General features: G+C 68.1%; 13 protein-coding genes and 1 pseudogene. 5 read left to right on the top strand and 9 right to left on the bottom strand.

The features are described from left to right. Positions 1 to 27: 27 nt before the first annotated feature. The 7 genes from ACIBJG_RS03405 to ACIBJG_RS03375 form a co-directional block, all read right to left on the bottom strand. Entirely contained in the window at positions 28 to 1,296 is a 1,269-nt protein-coding gene (locus ACIBJG_RS03405) for an ABC transporter permease (RefSeq protein WP_399303444.1), read from the bottom strand. After that, a complete protein-coding gene (locus tag ACIBJG_RS03400) occupies positions 1,293 to 1,994 on the bottom strand; it encodes an ABC transporter ATP-binding protein (RefSeq protein WP_399303442.1) in 702 nt (233 codons plus the stop codon). Before ACIBJG_RS03400 ends, ACIBJG_RS03405 begins: the two co-directional genes overlap by 4 nt. After that, positions 1,991 to 3,544 carry a peptidoglycan-binding protein gene (locus ACIBJG_RS03395; RefSeq protein ID WP_399303440.1) on the bottom strand — a complete coding sequence of 518 codons (1,554 nt, stop codon included), beginning with the start codon at positions 3,542 to 3,544 and terminating at the stop codon, positions 1,991 to 1,993. Before ACIBJG_RS03395 ends, ACIBJG_RS03400 begins: the two co-directional genes overlap by 4 nt. After that, a complete protein-coding gene (locus ACIBJG_RS03390; RefSeq protein WP_399303438.1) occupies positions 3,541 to 4,506 on the bottom strand; it encodes a hypothetical protein in 966 nt (321 codons plus the stop codon). Before ACIBJG_RS03390 ends, ACIBJG_RS03395 begins: the two co-directional genes overlap by 4 nt. Positions 4,507 to 4,585: 79 nt before the next feature. Then, positions 4,586 to 5,395 (bottom strand): hypothetical protein, encoded by an 810-nt coding sequence (locus tag ACIBJG_RS03385; RefSeq protein WP_399303436.1) that lies wholly within the window; start codon positions 5,393 to 5,395, stop codon positions 4,586 to 4,588. A 2-nt stretch (positions 5,396 to 5,397) separates the two neighbouring features. Next, entirely contained in the window at positions 5,398 to 6,000 is a 603-nt protein-coding gene (locus tag ACIBJG_RS03380) for a SigE family RNA polymerase sigma factor (RefSeq protein WP_399303434.1), read from the bottom strand. A gap of 603 nt (positions 6,001 to 6,603) precedes the next feature. Then, positions 6,604 to 7,050 (bottom strand): MarR family winged helix-turn-helix transcriptional regulator, encoded by a 447-nt coding sequence (locus tag ACIBJG_RS03375; protein ID WP_399303432.1) that lies wholly within the window; start codon positions 7,048 to 7,050, stop codon positions 6,604 to 6,606. Between the two features lie 108 nt (positions 7,051 to 7,158). Here ACIBJG_RS03375 and ACIBJG_RS03370 point away from each other — a divergent pair, with 108 nt between their 5' ends. Further along, on the top strand, positions 7,159 to 8,076 hold the full coding sequence (locus tag ACIBJG_RS03370; RefSeq protein ID WP_399303430.1) for an alpha/beta hydrolase: 918 nt from the start codon (positions 7,159 to 7,161) through the stop codon (positions 8,074 to 8,076). Between the two features lie 552 nt (positions 8,077 to 8,628). Here ACIBJG_RS03370 and ACIBJG_RS03365 read toward each other — a convergent pair. Continuing rightward, complete coding sequence (locus ACIBJG_RS03365; protein WP_399303429.1) at positions 8,629 to 9,657, bottom strand: Lrp/AsnC family transcriptional regulator; 1,029 nt, start codon at positions 9,655 to 9,657, stop codon at positions 8,629 to 8,631. A gap of 124 nt (positions 9,658 to 9,781) precedes the next feature. Here ACIBJG_RS03365 and ACIBJG_RS03360 point away from each other — a divergent pair, with 124 nt between their 5' ends. The 4 genes from ACIBJG_RS03360 (at position 9,782) to ACIBJG_RS03345 (ending at position 13,857) form a co-directional block, all read left to right on the top strand. Continuing rightward, complete coding sequence (locus ACIBJG_RS03360; protein WP_399303427.1) at positions 9,782 to 10,171, top strand: VOC family protein; 390 nt, start codon at positions 9,782 to 9,784, stop codon at positions 10,169 to 10,171. A gap of 204 nt (positions 10,172 to 10,375) precedes the next feature. Continuing rightward, positions 10,376 to 10,810 carry a hypothetical protein gene (locus ACIBJG_RS03355; protein ID WP_399303425.1) on the top strand — a complete coding sequence of 145 codons (435 nt, stop codon included), beginning with the start codon at positions 10,376 to 10,378 and terminating at the stop codon, positions 10,808 to 10,810. Positions 10,811 to 11,377: 567 nt separating this feature from the next. Further along, positions 11,378 to 13,480, top strand: coding sequence for a PrsW family intramembrane metalloprotease (locus ACIBJG_RS03350; RefSeq protein WP_399303423.1), 2,103 nt, complete (start codon positions 11,378 to 11,380; stop codon positions 13,478 to 13,480). A gap of 8 nt (positions 13,481 to 13,488) precedes the next feature. Next, positions 13,489 to 13,857, top strand: a complete 369-nt coding sequence (locus ACIBJG_RS03345) for a hypothetical protein (protein WP_399303422.1) — start codon at positions 13,489 to 13,491, stop codon at positions 13,855 to 13,857. Between the two features lie 294 nt (positions 13,858 to 14,151). On the opposite strand, the pseudogene ACIBJG_RS03340 reads toward ACIBJG_RS03345, so the two are convergent. Then, positions 14,152 to 14,442, bottom strand: a pseudogene (locus ACIBJG_RS03340) (IS3 family transposase); the annotation flags it as partial. Positions 14,443 to 14,654: the final 212 nt, after the last annotated feature.

The following is a 14,654-nucleotide window of genomic DNA, read 5'->3' as shown; positions in this document are numbered from 1 at the left end:
GCGGACGCCCCGGGAGCCCGCAGGGCGCTACGACGGTGCGCGCAGCGCGTCGACCGGTTCCATGCGGGCGGCGCGCAGCGACGGGTAGAGGCCGGCGAGCAGGCCGACGAGGGCTCCGGCGAGCGGGGCGCCGAAGGCCAAGGCCAGGTCGAGTACCGGGGTCCAATGTTTCACCACGGCGACGCACACCACGACCGCGATGCCCAGGGCAGCGCCGACGATGCCGCCGAGCAGACCGATGGTTGTCGACTCCAGCAGGAACTGGCCGGCCACCTGTCGCCTCGACGCGCCCAGAGCGCGCCGCAGTCCGATCTCCCCGACCCGTTCCATCACCGTCACCAAGGTGACGTTGGCGATGCCGATGGCACCCACCACCAGCGAGACCAGGCCGAGGACGAGGAAGAGGCCGTTGACGTCGTTCTGGACGCCGTCGCGTGCCTTGGACAGGTCGGGCGGCGCCACGACGGTGAGCGAGTCCTGGTGCCCGGGTGCCAGGGCGATCGGTGCCTGGCGTGCCACCTGCTCTGCCGCCCCGAGCGCGGTGTTGACCAGTACGAGGCTGACGTCTCGCAGGCCGAGGCGGTCCGCCCCGGTGGTGGGCGGGATGATGACGGCGGTGGACAGGCGCCGCTCCCGCTCGATGCCACCGAGGATGCCGATGACCGTGTACGACTGGCCCTTGAAGAAGACTGCGGGGGCATCCTCCACCCGGCTGATGCCGAGCAGCTGCGCGGCCTGGTCGCCGAGCACCACCACCTGGTCGTGGCGGGCGAGATTGCCGGCGTCGTAGAACCGTCCCGCGGTCATCGTGCCGCGTACGGCGTCGGGCAGCCCGGCCGAGGCGGCGACGACGGCCAGGGTCTGTCCGGAGGTGTCGCCGGGTGCGTTCACGTCGTTGGCCCGGACCTGGACGCTGTTGGTCGTGGCGGAGTCCCCGAGGGCGGCGACCGATTCCACCCCGGCCAGCCGCCGGACCGCTTCGGTCCCCGACCAGTCCACCAGTGGCCCGGTGTCGACCGAGCCGGGCTGCGCCCGCGGCACCTTCACGGTCACCGAGGTCGCGGTGAGCGCGTCGAACCGGCCGACGATCTGGTTGCCCGCGGTGGAGGCCACACCGATGGTGATGACGAGCGTGGTGATGCCGAGCACCGTGCCCAGTGTGGTCAACGCGGATCGCATCGGGCGGGCGAGGACGCCGGCGAGTGCTTCCGTCCACAGGTCCCGTGGGTCCATCCGGGGGCGTTCGGCGCGTGCCCCGGCCGTTGCCGGGGGCGCGGACGTCGTGCCGTGTGTCATACGGCCTCCGGGGTGAGGCAGCCGTCGGTGATGCGGACGCGCTGGCTCGCCCGGCGGCTGACCGCCTCGTCGTGGGTGATCAGGACGAGTGTCATGCCCTGGGCACACAGGTCGTCGAAGAGTTCCAGTACGGAGAGGGTGTTCTCGCTGTCCAGGTTGCCGGTGGGTTCGTCGCACAGCAGCAGTGCGGGGTCGCCGATCAAGGCCCGTGCAATGGCGACGCGTTGGCGTTCACCGCCGGACAGCCGGTCGGGCCGGAAGCCCGACCGGTGCCCCACCCCGACCCGCTCCAGGGCCTGGCGGGCACGCTCCAGCCGGGTGCCGCGTTCGTGTCCGGGGCGCGGTTTGCGGTACGCCTCGGCCACCATGACGTTCTCGTCCACCGTCCGGTAGGGCAGGAGGTGGAAGGACTGGAAGACGAACCCGATCCGGCTGCCGCGCAGCGCGGTGCGTTCGAGGTCGCCCAGCCCGGTGGTCTCCACCCCGTCGAGCCGGAACGAGCCGGCGGTCGGCCGGTCGAGCAGGCCGAGCGTGTTGAGCAGGGTCGACTTGCCGGATCCGGAGGGCCCGACAATGGAGAGGTGCTCACCGCGCCGTACGGTCAGATTCACGCCGCGCAGGGCGTGTACGGGCGGTTCGGTGTCGAAGGTCCTCTCCACATCGCTGAGTTCGATGACGACGTCCGGGCCTGGAGTCACTTGCCCACCACCACGTTGTCGCCCTGCTTCAGCGTGCCGCCGGCCGGCTTCACCTCGACGAGGCCGGCTGCGGACAGCCCGACGGTGACCTGTACATCGCTGACGCCGGAGTCGCGCTGCACCTGCACCCGGGCCTTTCCGTCGGCCGAGGTCCGTATCGCGGCGAGCGGCACGGTCAGCACCTTGCCGTCCGAGGCGCCGATCTTGATGGTCACCTTCACCGAGGCCCCGGCCTGACCGGCCAGCGGGCCGGGGTCGGGTACGGAGATCCGCAGCGGGACCGGGGCCGAGGGGTCGCCGGCCGCCGCGGTTTCGGTGGTGGCGCCGCCGGATTCGGCGCCGGGTTCGGGTTCGGAGCCCTGTGCCGCCTCCCCCGTGGACTGCCCGCCGCCGTCCGCCGTCGGGGGCGCGGCGTCGGCGCCGAGCGTGGCGTCGGCGCCGAGCGCGGAGACGGTGCCCCGGGCCTTCTCGCCCCCAGCCGTCGTCAGCTCGACGGCCATGCCCTTCTTGAGCAGTTCGCCGTCCGAACCGGGCACGACTGTCTGGACCACCAGATCGGACCCGGTGACGGTGCCGATCTGGCCGGCCGGGGAGTCCCCGGTCTTCACCGTCACCTTGTCGAGCCGTACGGGCAGCTTCGGGAAGAACACGGCCTCACCGGCCGGGACCTTGGTTCCGTAAGTGGTCTGGTAGGTGCTGAGGGCGGCGTTCGCCATTTCCAGCGACTTCTGGGCGGACTTCAACTGGAGCTTCCGGATTTCCCTGTCGTTGCCGGATTCCGTCGCCGGGGTGCTCGCGCCGGCTTCCGTACGCGAATCCGTACCCGAATCCGTGCCGCTGTCGGCGTTGCTGTCGGTGTCCGTGTCGGTCTTGGGGGTGGCTCGCGTCCTGCCGGTGCTTTCGCTGCCGGTCATCGTGAGCAGTGTTTCCTGGGCGGAGGACACCGACTGCTGCAGCTGGCCCAGCTGCTGCTGTTCGTCCGGGCTCGGCTGCTGTGCCTGGTATCCCTTGCTCGTGTACCACTGGGTGACCGCCGTCGCGGTGCCCCGGCCGTAGTTGCCGCTGATCGTGCCGGGCTCGAAACCGAGCCGTCGCAGCGCTCGTTGGAGCTGTTTCACATCGTCGCCGGAGGTGCCGGGGCCCAGCGCGCGGTACATCGGGACCCGGCCGCTCAGCGCGAGTACGGGGCGGCCGTTGACCGCCATCAGCACATCGCCCTCCTTGATCTTGGCACCGGCGACCGGTGCCTTGGTGACCCGCTGCTCAGCACCTTCGCCGGCCGCGCCCCCGGATGACCCGGTGCCCACGGAGCCGGCCAGCGAGAGCGGCTCGGGCGAGGCGAACTCGATGGAGCCGTTCGCCACCACGGTCGCGATGAGGGACTGCCGCTGGACCCCGACGGTCACCGGGCCGGCCTTCGGCGCGTTGTGTGCGGCGGCGGCATCGGCGGGGGACTGGATCTGCGTACCGGCGATCCAGCCGCCCGCGCCCACCAGGACCATCGTGCCGACCAGCGCGCCCAGCTGCTTGCGTCCGCTGAGGTGCTTCACGCGCCGGCACCCCAGTACGGGTTGGCCTTCTCCTTGGGGAAGTACGCGGCCCGGAATTCCTTGCCGCACTCCAGGTCCTTCATGGCGATGGCGATGTCCTTGGTGAGCAGAGGCAGCGCCTCCGCCTGGGTCAGCTCCGGCCTGCGCTCCGGCAGCTTCATGGTGAGGTCGACCCGCACCATGTTGAACATGCCGGTCGGCTGGGTCGTGGAGACCGGAATGCCCTGCGCCTTCAGGCAGTTGGCGTACTCCTGTGCGAGCTGCACCAGCTGGGGATCGCCGTTGAGCTCCAGCCCGTTCGCACGGTTCTTTTCCTCCCTTTCGGCCTGCTCCTTCATCTGATCCTCGACGCTCAGTTCCGGTCCGTATGCCTTGGCCCTGCCCTCGGCTGTGCACCCGCCGAGCTGCTCCCTCTCCGTCTTCGTCCCGGTCGTGGGCCGGATGCCGTTCAGCGCTTCGTCGTAGCTCTTGTGCTGGGCGGCGGTGAATCCCTGCTCGTCCCCGTCGTCGGGGGTGATGACCTTCCCGGCCACCTTTCCCCCGGTGTTGGCGCCGGGGGCGTTCGGGTCGTCGGGATAGGCGGCGGCCGCGTAGGTGCCGAAGCCGTACTTCTGCCGCTGCTTCTTCGCCAGCGCGTAGTCCTGCCCGTCGACCGAGCCGGAGGAGTCGGCGGCCTGCGGACTCGCCATGTGAGGGGTGTAGGTGAAGCCCTTCTTCTTCATGCAGGCCGCGACGGCGTTCTCCTCGATGTACATCTTCTTGGTCGCGTCGTCCGTGCCGTCCGGGATGGTGAGTTGGGCGGCGCCGTCGACGGTCTTCGTAGCGCCGGCGGCTGTGGAACCCGAACCGGCGTCGGGGCCGGCCGTGTCGCTCGAACCTCCGCATGCGCTGAGCAGCGGCAGCATGGCCACAGCCAGAGCTGAGACCAGGGAGTTGCGTAGTGCAGTGTTGGGCATGTTCATGCCATGCATCCATTCGTGGTGTAGTGCAGGTTGCCGTCAGTAAGCCGTCAGTAAGCGGTCAGTAGCCGTCAGTGGGTCGTCAACTGCCGGTCTCCTCGAAGACGTCGAAGATCCGAGGGTCGGTGGCCAGGTCGGTCAGCACGGACCAGTCCGAGGCGGTGGCCACGTGGCCTGTACCGCCTTCATCGTGGGGGCCCATGATCACCTGCACCGCCCAGCCGCCCGTTGTCACATAGGTGATGCCGAACGCGGACGAACCGTCCTGGTCGTCCGTGCGAGCAGGCAAGGAACTCTGGTCCACGAAGTAGGCCAGTACGCGGTCCCCCGACTTCGTCCGTGTGACGGAGCATTTGAACGGGCGCCCGCCCCATGAGGTGGTGAGCTGGGGACCGTGACCGTCCCGGCATCCCGCCGGCCCCGGCGGGAGCAGGGAAGTCCCGGTGGCGGACCGCGCCACCGACACGTACAGGTCGCTCACCAGCCCGGTCTTGGGGGCGGTCAGCCGGAAGTACGTTGCCGGGCGCCGCGAGTGGTGCGGCTGCGCGGCCTCGACCGTGCCGGCCGACGCCGGGACGATCGACCGCAGCAGCTTCAGCGAGGGGTACCAGACCGTCGGTTCCACGGCCGGCAGCGAGCGCCGGGTCTCCGGCGTCGGGGCGAGCACCCCGTACGCGCCGACGGCCACCACGGCCACCACGGCCGCCATGGCCGCGCTGCCCAGTGCCGCGCCGATCCGGCGCCGCCGCCGGATCCGCGTACCCTGCACGATCGCGCCCGACACCAGATCCGGCATCGGCGGCTCCGGCGCGGCGTCCAGCCCGCCCAGCGCCTCGCTCAGTGCCTCGGCCAGGGCGAACCCGTCCTCGCCACCGCCATGCTTGCCCGCCATGCTCACCACCCCGCCTTCAGATAACCGGTCCCGGATTCCCTGCCCGCACCGGTGCGGGCCCCGTCCCCGGGCAGTGCCGCCGTCGCCCGGTCGCCCAGAATGCGGCGCAGGGTCGCCAGCCCCCGGGAGGTCTGGCTCTTCACGGTGCCGGTGCTGCATCCCAGCGCCGCCGCGGTCTCCTCCACGCTCTGGTCCTCCCAGAACCGCAGGACCAGCACCGCCCGACTGCGCGCGGGTACCTGCCGCAGGGCGGCCAGCAGCACCAGTCGCAGATCGGGGTCGTGCGCCGGGGCCGCCAGGTCGTACTGGCGGGCGCTGGGCCGCTCCCACCAGCGCCGCCGCCGGGTCTCGTCCACGAACGTACGGAACAGCACCTTGCGGGCGTAACTGTCGGGAGAGTCCATCCGTACCTTGCGCCACACCGCGTACAGCTTCGCCAGCGCCGTCTGCGTCAGGTCCTCGGCCAAGTGCCAGTCACCGCACAGCAGATACGCGGCACGGCGCAACTGTGCCTGGCGGCTGCGCGCGAACTCGTCGAATCCGATGGCGATGTCGTCGCCGACGCCGACTTCGGAGACGTCCTGTTCGCCCGGTGTCCGGATCACAGACCGCCTCCGCCCGGCACCGCAACGGTGCGCGGTGAGAAGTACTTCATGCCGTACTGACGTGCTGGGCCGTACGGGAGGTTGTCACCGGTTCGAGAATTCTTGTGGAGGTCGCGGCGGACTCGGTCGGTCGCGTGCGGCACGGCGGGCCGGGGGTGGGCGTTACTCCGTGTATCGCAATAGTCCCCGACGGGAGATCCTCTGTCTGCAGCAGAGAAGAGGCTATTTGTGATCTTCGTCCACAAGGTGACGATGCTGTCGGCCACGGCTCGGGGCCGATGGTGCTCGCTGAACTCGGGGACGTGCTCCGCATGTGGCACGAAGCCCGCGCGCTCCCGGCGCTGTCGACCACGTTCGCTGCGACGCCGCCTGGCTGGCAACGTGTTTCGCGGCACGGATGAGACCACTGTTGCCGTCGCGATCATCGCGGCCCGCATCCAGGGCGAAGGCTGGGCGAAGGATCCCGGCAGGTACGAGGGCACCGTTGCGCCGTGGCGACCTTCGACTCCAGGCCGCCGGCGAGGCGTTTTAAGCGGATGTGAGTCACGGGCCGGCGAGGTCGGCGAATCGCGTATGTGCCGTGCCGGGCGAGTGGGCGCTTCTTCAGCCCGGCCGGCCCCGGTCGTCCGCCTCAAGGCTCGCACGGAGGGCGGCCAGGGTGGCGGCGAGGCGTCTCAGGTCGGCAGCGGGAACCGCCCCGGTCAGTGAGGTGAGTGCGCTCTCCACCACGGGCCGGGAAGCCGCCAGCACTTTCGTGCCCTCGGGTGTGAGGCGCAGCACGGAGGAACGGCGGTCCTGCGGGTGCGCGACCCGCACGCACCAGTCTGCCGCCACCAGCCGGTCGACCGCCTTGCTGACGGCCCCCACGGTGATCGCCAGCTCGCCCACGATGTCGAGCACGCGGCACCCGTCCACCCGGTCGATGATGTGCAGGAACTCGAACTGTCCCAGCGTCAGGCCGTGTTCGGCGCGCAGGCGCGCGCCGACCGCGTTGTAGAGCCGGGTCTCCACGCGGACGAGATCGAGGAAGACCGGAGTGGCGGGGCTCACAAAACCTCCGATAGATTCCTGGGAATCATCTTCCCTGGAATCTGGTTGGCACGGGCAAATGGATTCCGAGGAATCCATCTTCGCATCCCGACCCGATGGAGGCCCGCCATGTCCCGACAGCAGCGCCAAGCCCTGGACGCCCTGCTGCGCTCCGCCCCGCACAGCGAGACACCGCCCACCCTCGCGCAGCAACGCACCTCGTTCGCCACGCTCATGACGCGGCCGGCACCGGGCGGCGTGACCACCCGCAGGACCGTCCTGGGCGGGCGGGCGGCCCTGGACCTGGAGCCGGCCGGAGCGGCGGACCGCGGCCGGCTGCTGTACCTCCACGGCGGCGGCTACGTCATCGGCTCACCGGACACCCACGTCGGCCTGGCCGGCGAACTCGCCGCCCGCGCCGGACTGCGGGCCACCTCGGTCGACTACCGGCTGGCTCCCGAGCACCTCTTCCCCGCTGCGGTCGACGACGGGCTCGCCGCCTACCGCGAGCTGCTGGCCGCCGGAGCCGACCCGCGAGAGCTCGTCGTGGCTGGTGACTCGGCCGGCGGCGGCCTGAGCATCGCCACCCTCCTCGCCGCCCGGGACGCGGGACTGCCGCAGCCTGCCGCAGTGGTCGTGTTCTCCCCGTGGGTCGACCTCACCCTCTCCGGAGAGAGCATGCGCACCAAGGAGGACGCCGACCCGATCTTCACTGAGGCCGACTTGCGCGCATACGCGGATCGCTACGTCGGTGCGGGCGACCGGAGTCATCCCCTGGCGAGCCCGCTGTTCGCCGACCTCTCAGGCCTGCCCCCGCTGCTCGTGCAGGTCGGGGCGAACGAGGTGCTGCTCGACGACGCGGTCCGCCTGGTCGGCCGCGCGGGCGCCGCCGACGTCGAGGCCACGCTGGAGATCGGGCCGGGGCTCCCGCACGTCTACCAGAGCGGGCACGGACGTCTCGACGAGGCGGACGCCGCTCTCGACCGTGCCGCCCGCTTCCTCATCAGCCACCTTGATGCCCCGGTCACGTCCCGGAGCGCCGCGTAGGTGAAGTTCTGGCACAGCCGCCCGGTCACGCAGTGATGGATCTGCCGCAGCCATCACTGCGAGGCACCCAGAAGCATCGGCGAGCCGGGGCTGGCACGAGGCCCGGGTCGCCTTCGTGCCCCGCTGTTCGGGGAACGGGGGAACGGGGGAACGGGGGAACGGACAATGGTTCGGCCGATCCCGCCCCGCCACCGCCCGATCACCAGCGTCCGTTTGCCTTCGAACCTACTCATTCCGGCCATGTGTCCTCCGCCCTCGTCAACCCCCGAAGAAGCGGCCGGATGCGGTGGATGCCGTGGGGCGTCGGACAGATGGTGAACGGCACCGGACGGGGGCGAACGAGACCGGAACCGAGACCGGAGCGCCGGGTGGTACCCCTCTGACGACGATCGGCTCCGGACCAGCCGCTCCAGGTCTTCCACGTCCGAGGTGAAGACGGTGACCTGCCCCTTCGAGTACGCCTATGTCGAGCAGCTTGCTTGTTGACCAGTGGCGGGTGGCGGCAGCAGCAGCGTCGAGCTACGCCGAGAGCCCGCATCCCAGTACATCCGGCTACCGCTCGACCGGCCGGTTCCGGCCCGGGCGTGACTCGATGGCGGGTATCAGCAGCGGTCCAGCCCGTTTGGTACGACTTCGGGTGAGGGCGGTCTCGATACGAGTGATGCCGGAGAGCTGAGCCAGTTCGTTGGTCACATAGTCACCGAACGAGTCCGCGTCGAGGCACTCCACGATGGCGAAGACAGCCGTCGCCCCCGTGGTGAGGGCAGCGAAGGCGACCTGGGGGTGCCGGGACAGTGCTCTGGTGACGGCGTGAAGGCCGGCCGGTGCGACTTCGAGCCACATCAGCGCTTCGATTCCGTAGCCGAACAGGGCGGGATCCACCTCGACCTCGAAGGCGAGCACTCCGGACTCGCGCAGTTGAGCGATGCGGCGCCGGACGGTGGACTCCGACCAGCCTGTCGCTGCGGCCAGCTGACCCAGATCGGCACGGGCGTCCTTCGAGAGGGCGCGTACGAGTCGGTTGTCCGCGGCACTCCACACGAGGGTGGGGTGTTCTGCCTCCAGTGGTTCGGCCGGCTCCGGCGCCCGCAGCAGGACCTGCTCCGCCTCGCTGAGGGCGTTCATGCGCCCCGCCCACCCACCGACGCCGGCAACCGGACGCAAAAGGCACGCCGCATTCACCTCGCGTACCCCCTGGGTCCGGGTGAGTTGCTCGAAGAACGAGCGCTGCGACTCCTCACCCGGTGGCAGCGTACGGACCATGCAGGTGAGCTCCGTCCCACCCGCCAGCGGAGCGATCCATGAGGTGTCGTCGCGCTGAGCGAGCTGGGCGGCAAGCGCGGTCGCCGTCTCGGGCGCATGACGGACTCGGACGATCCACTCGAGCATCCCGATCCGCCGGCTGTCGAGGATCCCGACGACGCGCAGGACGAAACGTGACCGCAGACGGCTGTACCGGCGGGCGACGGTGCGTTCCTGGGCGCCGATAACAGCTGCTATGCGGCTGAGCGGCATGCGTCCGTCGAGTTGGAGAGCGTGGATCAGGCGACGGTCCAGCTCGTCGAGGGTGACGGAGTCCATCAGTTTCCCCTCCCCAAACGTCCGATTCCCTCAAACACGTTCGCTACTGCGCCCCAGGAGGCGCGAACGGGGGTGACGCTGGTGCCAACGCCCGTCCAGCTCAAGGAAGAAGAGTGAAAACAGCATGCTGACCGTACTCCCGATCCGGTACGTCGCCGAGGTGGACGCCTCCCGGCTCTTCTACGAAGGCCTGGGCCTGGTCTTCCAACCCGACGGCAGTGTCGACGTGTGGGCGCAACTGGCCGCCGGAGCAGGCGCTGTCGGAATTCACGACGCCGCCGTCTCCCAGGGGCGCCCGGCCGGCACCACCGAACTGGGCTTGGCCACGGACGAGAAGCTGGAAGACGTCGCTGAGCGACTCGCACGATCCGGTTACGACTATGACCTCGTCGACGAGAACTTCGGCCGCAGCATCCGCGTCACCGACCCCGACGGCGTCGTCGTCCAGATCCAGGAGATCAGCCATGTAACCGTCCGGAGCTCGGCAGCGGCGATCGCGGACGGCCCCGCGTAGCGTCCGCCTGTCCGCTCCAGGTCCGACCTCCCGAGAAAGCCATGAGGAAGCCCTGTGGAACCGCTCATAGCTCTCATTGCTGTCACGTGCATCGTGCTGCTCGCCGGCGCATTGGAGGTGAGGCCCTTGCGGAGACTGCCCACAGCGCTGCGTGGCGGACTGGCAGCCATGTTCCTGCTAACCGCCGGTGCACACTTCGTGGGGATGCGCCAAGAGCTCGTGGACATGGTGCCGCCGGCACTTCCCGCCCCGGGGCTGCTTGTCACACTCACCGGTATCGCCGAGCTCGTCGGCGCCCTGGCACTGCTGTGGCCGGCGACCGCGGGGCCGGCCGCCGGAGCACTGGGACTGCTGCTGATCGCGATGTTCCCCGCCAATGTGTACGCCGCGGACACGGCCACGCTCTGGTGGGACCAGCTCGTCCCCCGCACCCTCACGCAGCTGGTGTTCCTCTCGGCCACGGCGACGGTCTTCGTCGACCGGCTACGTGTCACTTCCGCCAGGGCCTCCCGGGGACGAATTCGCCTGGGGCGGATCCGCCGTCCGCGGCGTTCGGACGACGGCACTACGGGCCTGCCGATCACGACGCCTGGGGGCGTCGAGGCGAGGGGCCCGGCGGGCTCCCAAGAGTCTCGTTGAGACTGCCGATGCAACCACCAACGTCGAAGGCCCCGCAGCAAGCTGCGGGGCCTTCGACGTATTGCCCGGTGAGAGCAATGGCGGAGGATACGAGATTCGAACTCGTGAGGGGTTGCCCCAAACACGCTTTCCAAATGTTCGTCTGGGGGTTCGGTGCGGGCCGCGCCCGTCCTGACCTGCGGCGGAGTACGCAAGGCAGCCCCCTCTGAACCGTTTCGGACGAAGGTGAACGAGCCCACGAATGAGACCAGTCTTGGGCGCCTGCCAGTGTAGTGAGAGGCGTCGGGGCATGAAAGCGACGACGAGATCACTGCCGTCGAGCAGGAGATCGATCCCGGACACGCGCAAGCAGCTCGCTCAAGGACCCGCGTGAGGCACGCGGGCAACGGGCCAAGCCGCTAACGCCCGTTCAGGACCTGCCCCGCCTGTCTGAGGCAGGAGACTGATTGGGAATGAAGCGCATCCAGCCGACCGAGGCCCATTGGATCTGCCTCTTGCCCTCCGCCAAGCATCCCCATAGCGTTTCGTTCGCTACTGCGAACTGCATCTATCTGTGGGGGCTGCGTCGTGGCGTTGTTTATGGTGGCGGCTGCCGTGTGGGGTGTGCTGCAGCTGTTTGCGTTGGCGTGGCCCACGCGGTCGGTGCGGTTGTCTACGGTGTTGCTGGCCCTGATGGTGGGTGTGTACGGGTGCGGCGTGGTGGTAGCGCTTGTGGAGATGGCCTACACGCGCCTGTATGCGCATGGTTCAGGGCTTCCTCTGGCAGAAGTGGTAGGCACCACCAGTTACACGGTGGCGCCGTGGGTGGAGGAGTTGATCAAACTCAGCCCACTGTTGCTGGCCGGACTGTATGCCAAGGTGCGTCGACAGTGGGGGCTGGCGGACTTCGTGGTGCTCGGCTCAGCTCTGGGGGCTGGGTTCGGGCTATTGGAGGCTTTGCTGCGATTTGCAGCTGAAGCAAAGCGGGCAATCCCCCGACCGCATGGCGGCTGGGTGATCCCCGACGGGCTGTCCCCACCGTATGTACCCGGCCCACACCAGGTGTTCACCAGCTGGCTTCCGGCCCCGTTCGCTACCTTGGAGATGGGCCAGGAGGCTGCCTCTGCGACGTTCTCGCATCTGGTGTGGACGGCCTTGGCGGGCTTCGGCGTTGGGGTACTGCTGCGCGGCCGCGGCTGGACACGGCTGTTGGCGGTGGTACCGGTAGCGGGGGCGATCGGCTACCACACGCTGAACAACTACGCGGCCCAGCACTACGACGCCACCGGGGCGGTGCTTTGGCTGGAGAAGCTGGACGCCAAGTCGTGGTTGATGCCACTGGTCTGCCTGGCCCTGGCCATGCTCGTCGACTTGCGCCAAGTGCACAACGGTAAGAGCCGAATACCGGGCGTTCTGCTGGCCGGGGAACGCGAGGCCGGCGACAGCCCCGCTGCCCTCATCCGCTACGCCGCCTGGCACCTGCCTTGGACCCTGCTGATCGCCGTTCGCTTCGTACGGCTGCGCCGCGCGCTGTGCTACATGACTGCCCTCGCCCCAGCTACGGAGACCGAGGAACTGCGTTGCCTTACTGCGAACATCGCCGCCCGCATCGACACCTCTGACCGTGCAGATGCCTGGCAAGGCTTGGACATCCGCGGCCTGCTGAAGAAGACCCGCGCCGGCAGCGGACGTTGGAGATGGCAACTGGTCATTCCCTGTCTCGTTGCTCTGCCCTCTCTGATTTTCCTGGGTATCGGATCGTTCCACTCCACCTCTGGTCTGCAGACCTATATCGCCACTGGACCGCGTCCTAAGATCCTTCTCTACTCCGCTCCAGTGGCCCTGGCCTGGATCGCCTGGCAACTGACCGCCCTGCTCCGCACCTGGCGGGCTACTGCGGCCCAACCCATCGGTGAGCAAGTGGCCCTGCACCGCTTCCGCATCACCACTGCCCTGGGTTCCGGCGCCGCCGGAGCATTCATGCTCTACCGCGGTCTGGGTGGCGCCGACGTCACCACCGACACGCTCCTCTCCCCGGCCCATCTTCTGGAAGCTCTCGACCAGACTCTCTTCTGGGTCGGACTCCTTCTCCTTCTGGTCTCCCTGGCCGCGCTCATCGGACCTGGTATGGGTTTTGCCGGTCTGGCCCTCGCTGGCGGGGGCGCCATGGGCGGTCTGACCGTCGTAGCCGCAGTCAACACAGCTCTCCTGGGCTCTGCGGGCATCGTGCTCATGGGGGCCAGTGCCAATGGGGGCTTCGGTGGCACTGAAAGTGAACGGGCGGGGATGGGTAGTGAAGGGAAGGGCAGCAGAGAGGGCAGCATCGATGAGACGGAAAAGACATTCGATCCAAGGGAACGAGAGGTAGCTGAACTACTGAAATCTGAAGGGAAGCATGTCAGGGCACAAGTGGAATCTACTGAGGATGGGGTGCGACGAGCTGATGCATTCGTAGACGGGGTGGAGACTGAATTCAAGAGCCTCGAACCTGGAGCAAGCTCAAGCACTGTGAAGAATCAACTCAACAAGGCCAAGGGGCAGGCGCGCCATGCAATTATTGACGCACGAGGAAGTGGTCTTAGCGAGGAAGCCGCCAGGGAAGGGGTCGGCAAGTTTTTCCGCAACAATCCGCCGGGTCGAATGGATGGCATTCGTGTCGTCGGCGACAACTTCAACCTCACTTATCCATAGGAGGATTCATGAGTATCACCCACGCCATCTTTATTAGCCCCGGCCAGCCAGTAGAAAGGCTGATTTCTGACGTCGGCTCCGCTTGCGGAGCCCTATTGCATGTCAAGACGCCCGGATGCATTGACTATAGCGTATCTCTTGGTCATGCGGCTGTTGAGGTGGAGTTGTCACATGATTACGAAGAGGACCACGGTATCCGATTCGAAAACTATGACGCGCTGATCACTGTACGGGACTTCGACAGCGACGTTCAGCGACAAGAGCAGATCGCGGCAGACATCTTTCGAAACCTGAAACACCTCGACACCTATCGCATGGTCCTCGTTCGGGACTTCCAGCGACTTCTGGATTCGGCGACGCCCTCTCGACCCTATTGATTCCAAAATCGTTGAATGAGGGCTGGTGGCTGCGTGCCGCTCAGGAACTAATACAAACCTCCTGGTTACCGTTTGCGACGCATCCGGCTGCTGCGCCGAATGCCGCGTCCACAATATTGAGCCACCTGGGCAGAAGCCGGATGCGTCGGATTCGCACGAGAGACGCTGTGGACTGTGCTCCACCCTCTAGTAGCCCTGCGAATTCTTTACTTGCCGAGCCGGTGAAGGCAGAGATGGGGGCAGCAGCTTAGGTCAGATTCCTGGGTCTGATGCAGCCTCAGGTGACAGGTTCAGTCACGCGGCCTGAAGGCCCGGTGTGGTCATGACGGTCTCGTATTCAATGGGGGTCAGGCGGCCGATTCCGACTTGTCTGCGGCGTCGGTGGTAGGTCCGTTCGATCCAGGTCACGATCGCGATCCGAAGTTCCTCGCGGGTGGCCCAGGTGCGGCGGTCCAGGACGTTCTGCAGCAGGCTGAAGAAGGACTCCATGGCCGCGTTGTCGCCGGCCGCCCCGACTCTCCCTATCGAGCCTGCCATCCGGTGACGGCCGAGCGACCGGACGAACTTCCGGGAACGAAACTGGGCGAGTTCAACCAGTCGTTGCAACACCGGGCTGTTGCAACGAGCGTAGCTGCTCTTCGAAGACCTCGGCCGGCGTCCGCCAACCGAGGACCTTGCGGGGCCGGTTGTTGATCGCCATGGCTACGGCCTCCAGGTCCGTGGACGACCACCGCCAGGGTCTCCGAGCGCGACCCGCAGCTGCTCGAATGCCTCGCACACCACGACGGGCGGGAATG

It is taken from the genome of Streptomyces sp. NPDC050422, from assembly GCF_044458665.1.
Classification (GTDB): Bacteria; Actinomycetota; Actinomycetes; order Streptomycetales; family Streptomycetaceae; genus Streptomyces.
This window is presented reverse-complemented; position numbering and strand designations above follow the sequence as displayed.

Excerpts from the sequence above, each read along its gene's own strand:
- ACIBJG_RS03405 (WP_399303444.1), bottom strand. The coding sequence starts at position 1,296 with ATGACACACGGCACGACGTCCGCGCCCCCGGCAACGGCCGGGGCACGC.
- ACIBJG_RS03390 (WP_399303438.1), bottom strand. The coding sequence starts at position 4,506 with ATGAACATGCCCAACACTGCACTACGCAACTCCCTGGTCTCAGCTCTG.
- ACIBJG_RS03385 (WP_399303436.1), bottom strand. The coding sequence starts at position 5,395 with ATGGCGGGCAAGCATGGCGGTGGCGAGGACGGGTTCGCCCTGGCCGAG.
- ACIBJG_RS03370 (WP_399303430.1), top strand. The coding sequence starts at position 7,159 with ATGTCCCGACAGCAGCGCCAAGCCCTGGACGCCCTGCTGCGCTCCGCC.
- ACIBJG_RS03365 (WP_399303429.1), bottom strand. The coding sequence starts at position 9,657 with ATGGACTCCGTCACCCTCGACGAGCTGGACCGTCGCCTGATCCACGCT.
- ACIBJG_RS03360 (WP_399303427.1), top strand. The coding sequence starts at position 9,782 with ATGCTGACCGTACTCCCGATCCGGTACGTCGCCGAGGTGGACGCCTCC.
- ACIBJG_RS03355 (WP_399303425.1), top strand. The coding sequence starts at position 10,376 with ATGCGCCAAGAGCTCGTGGACATGGTGCCGCCGGCACTTCCCGCCCCG.
- ACIBJG_RS03345 (WP_399303422.1), top strand. The coding sequence starts at position 13,489 with ATGAGTATCACCCACGCCATCTTTATTAGCCCCGGCCAGCCAGTAGAA.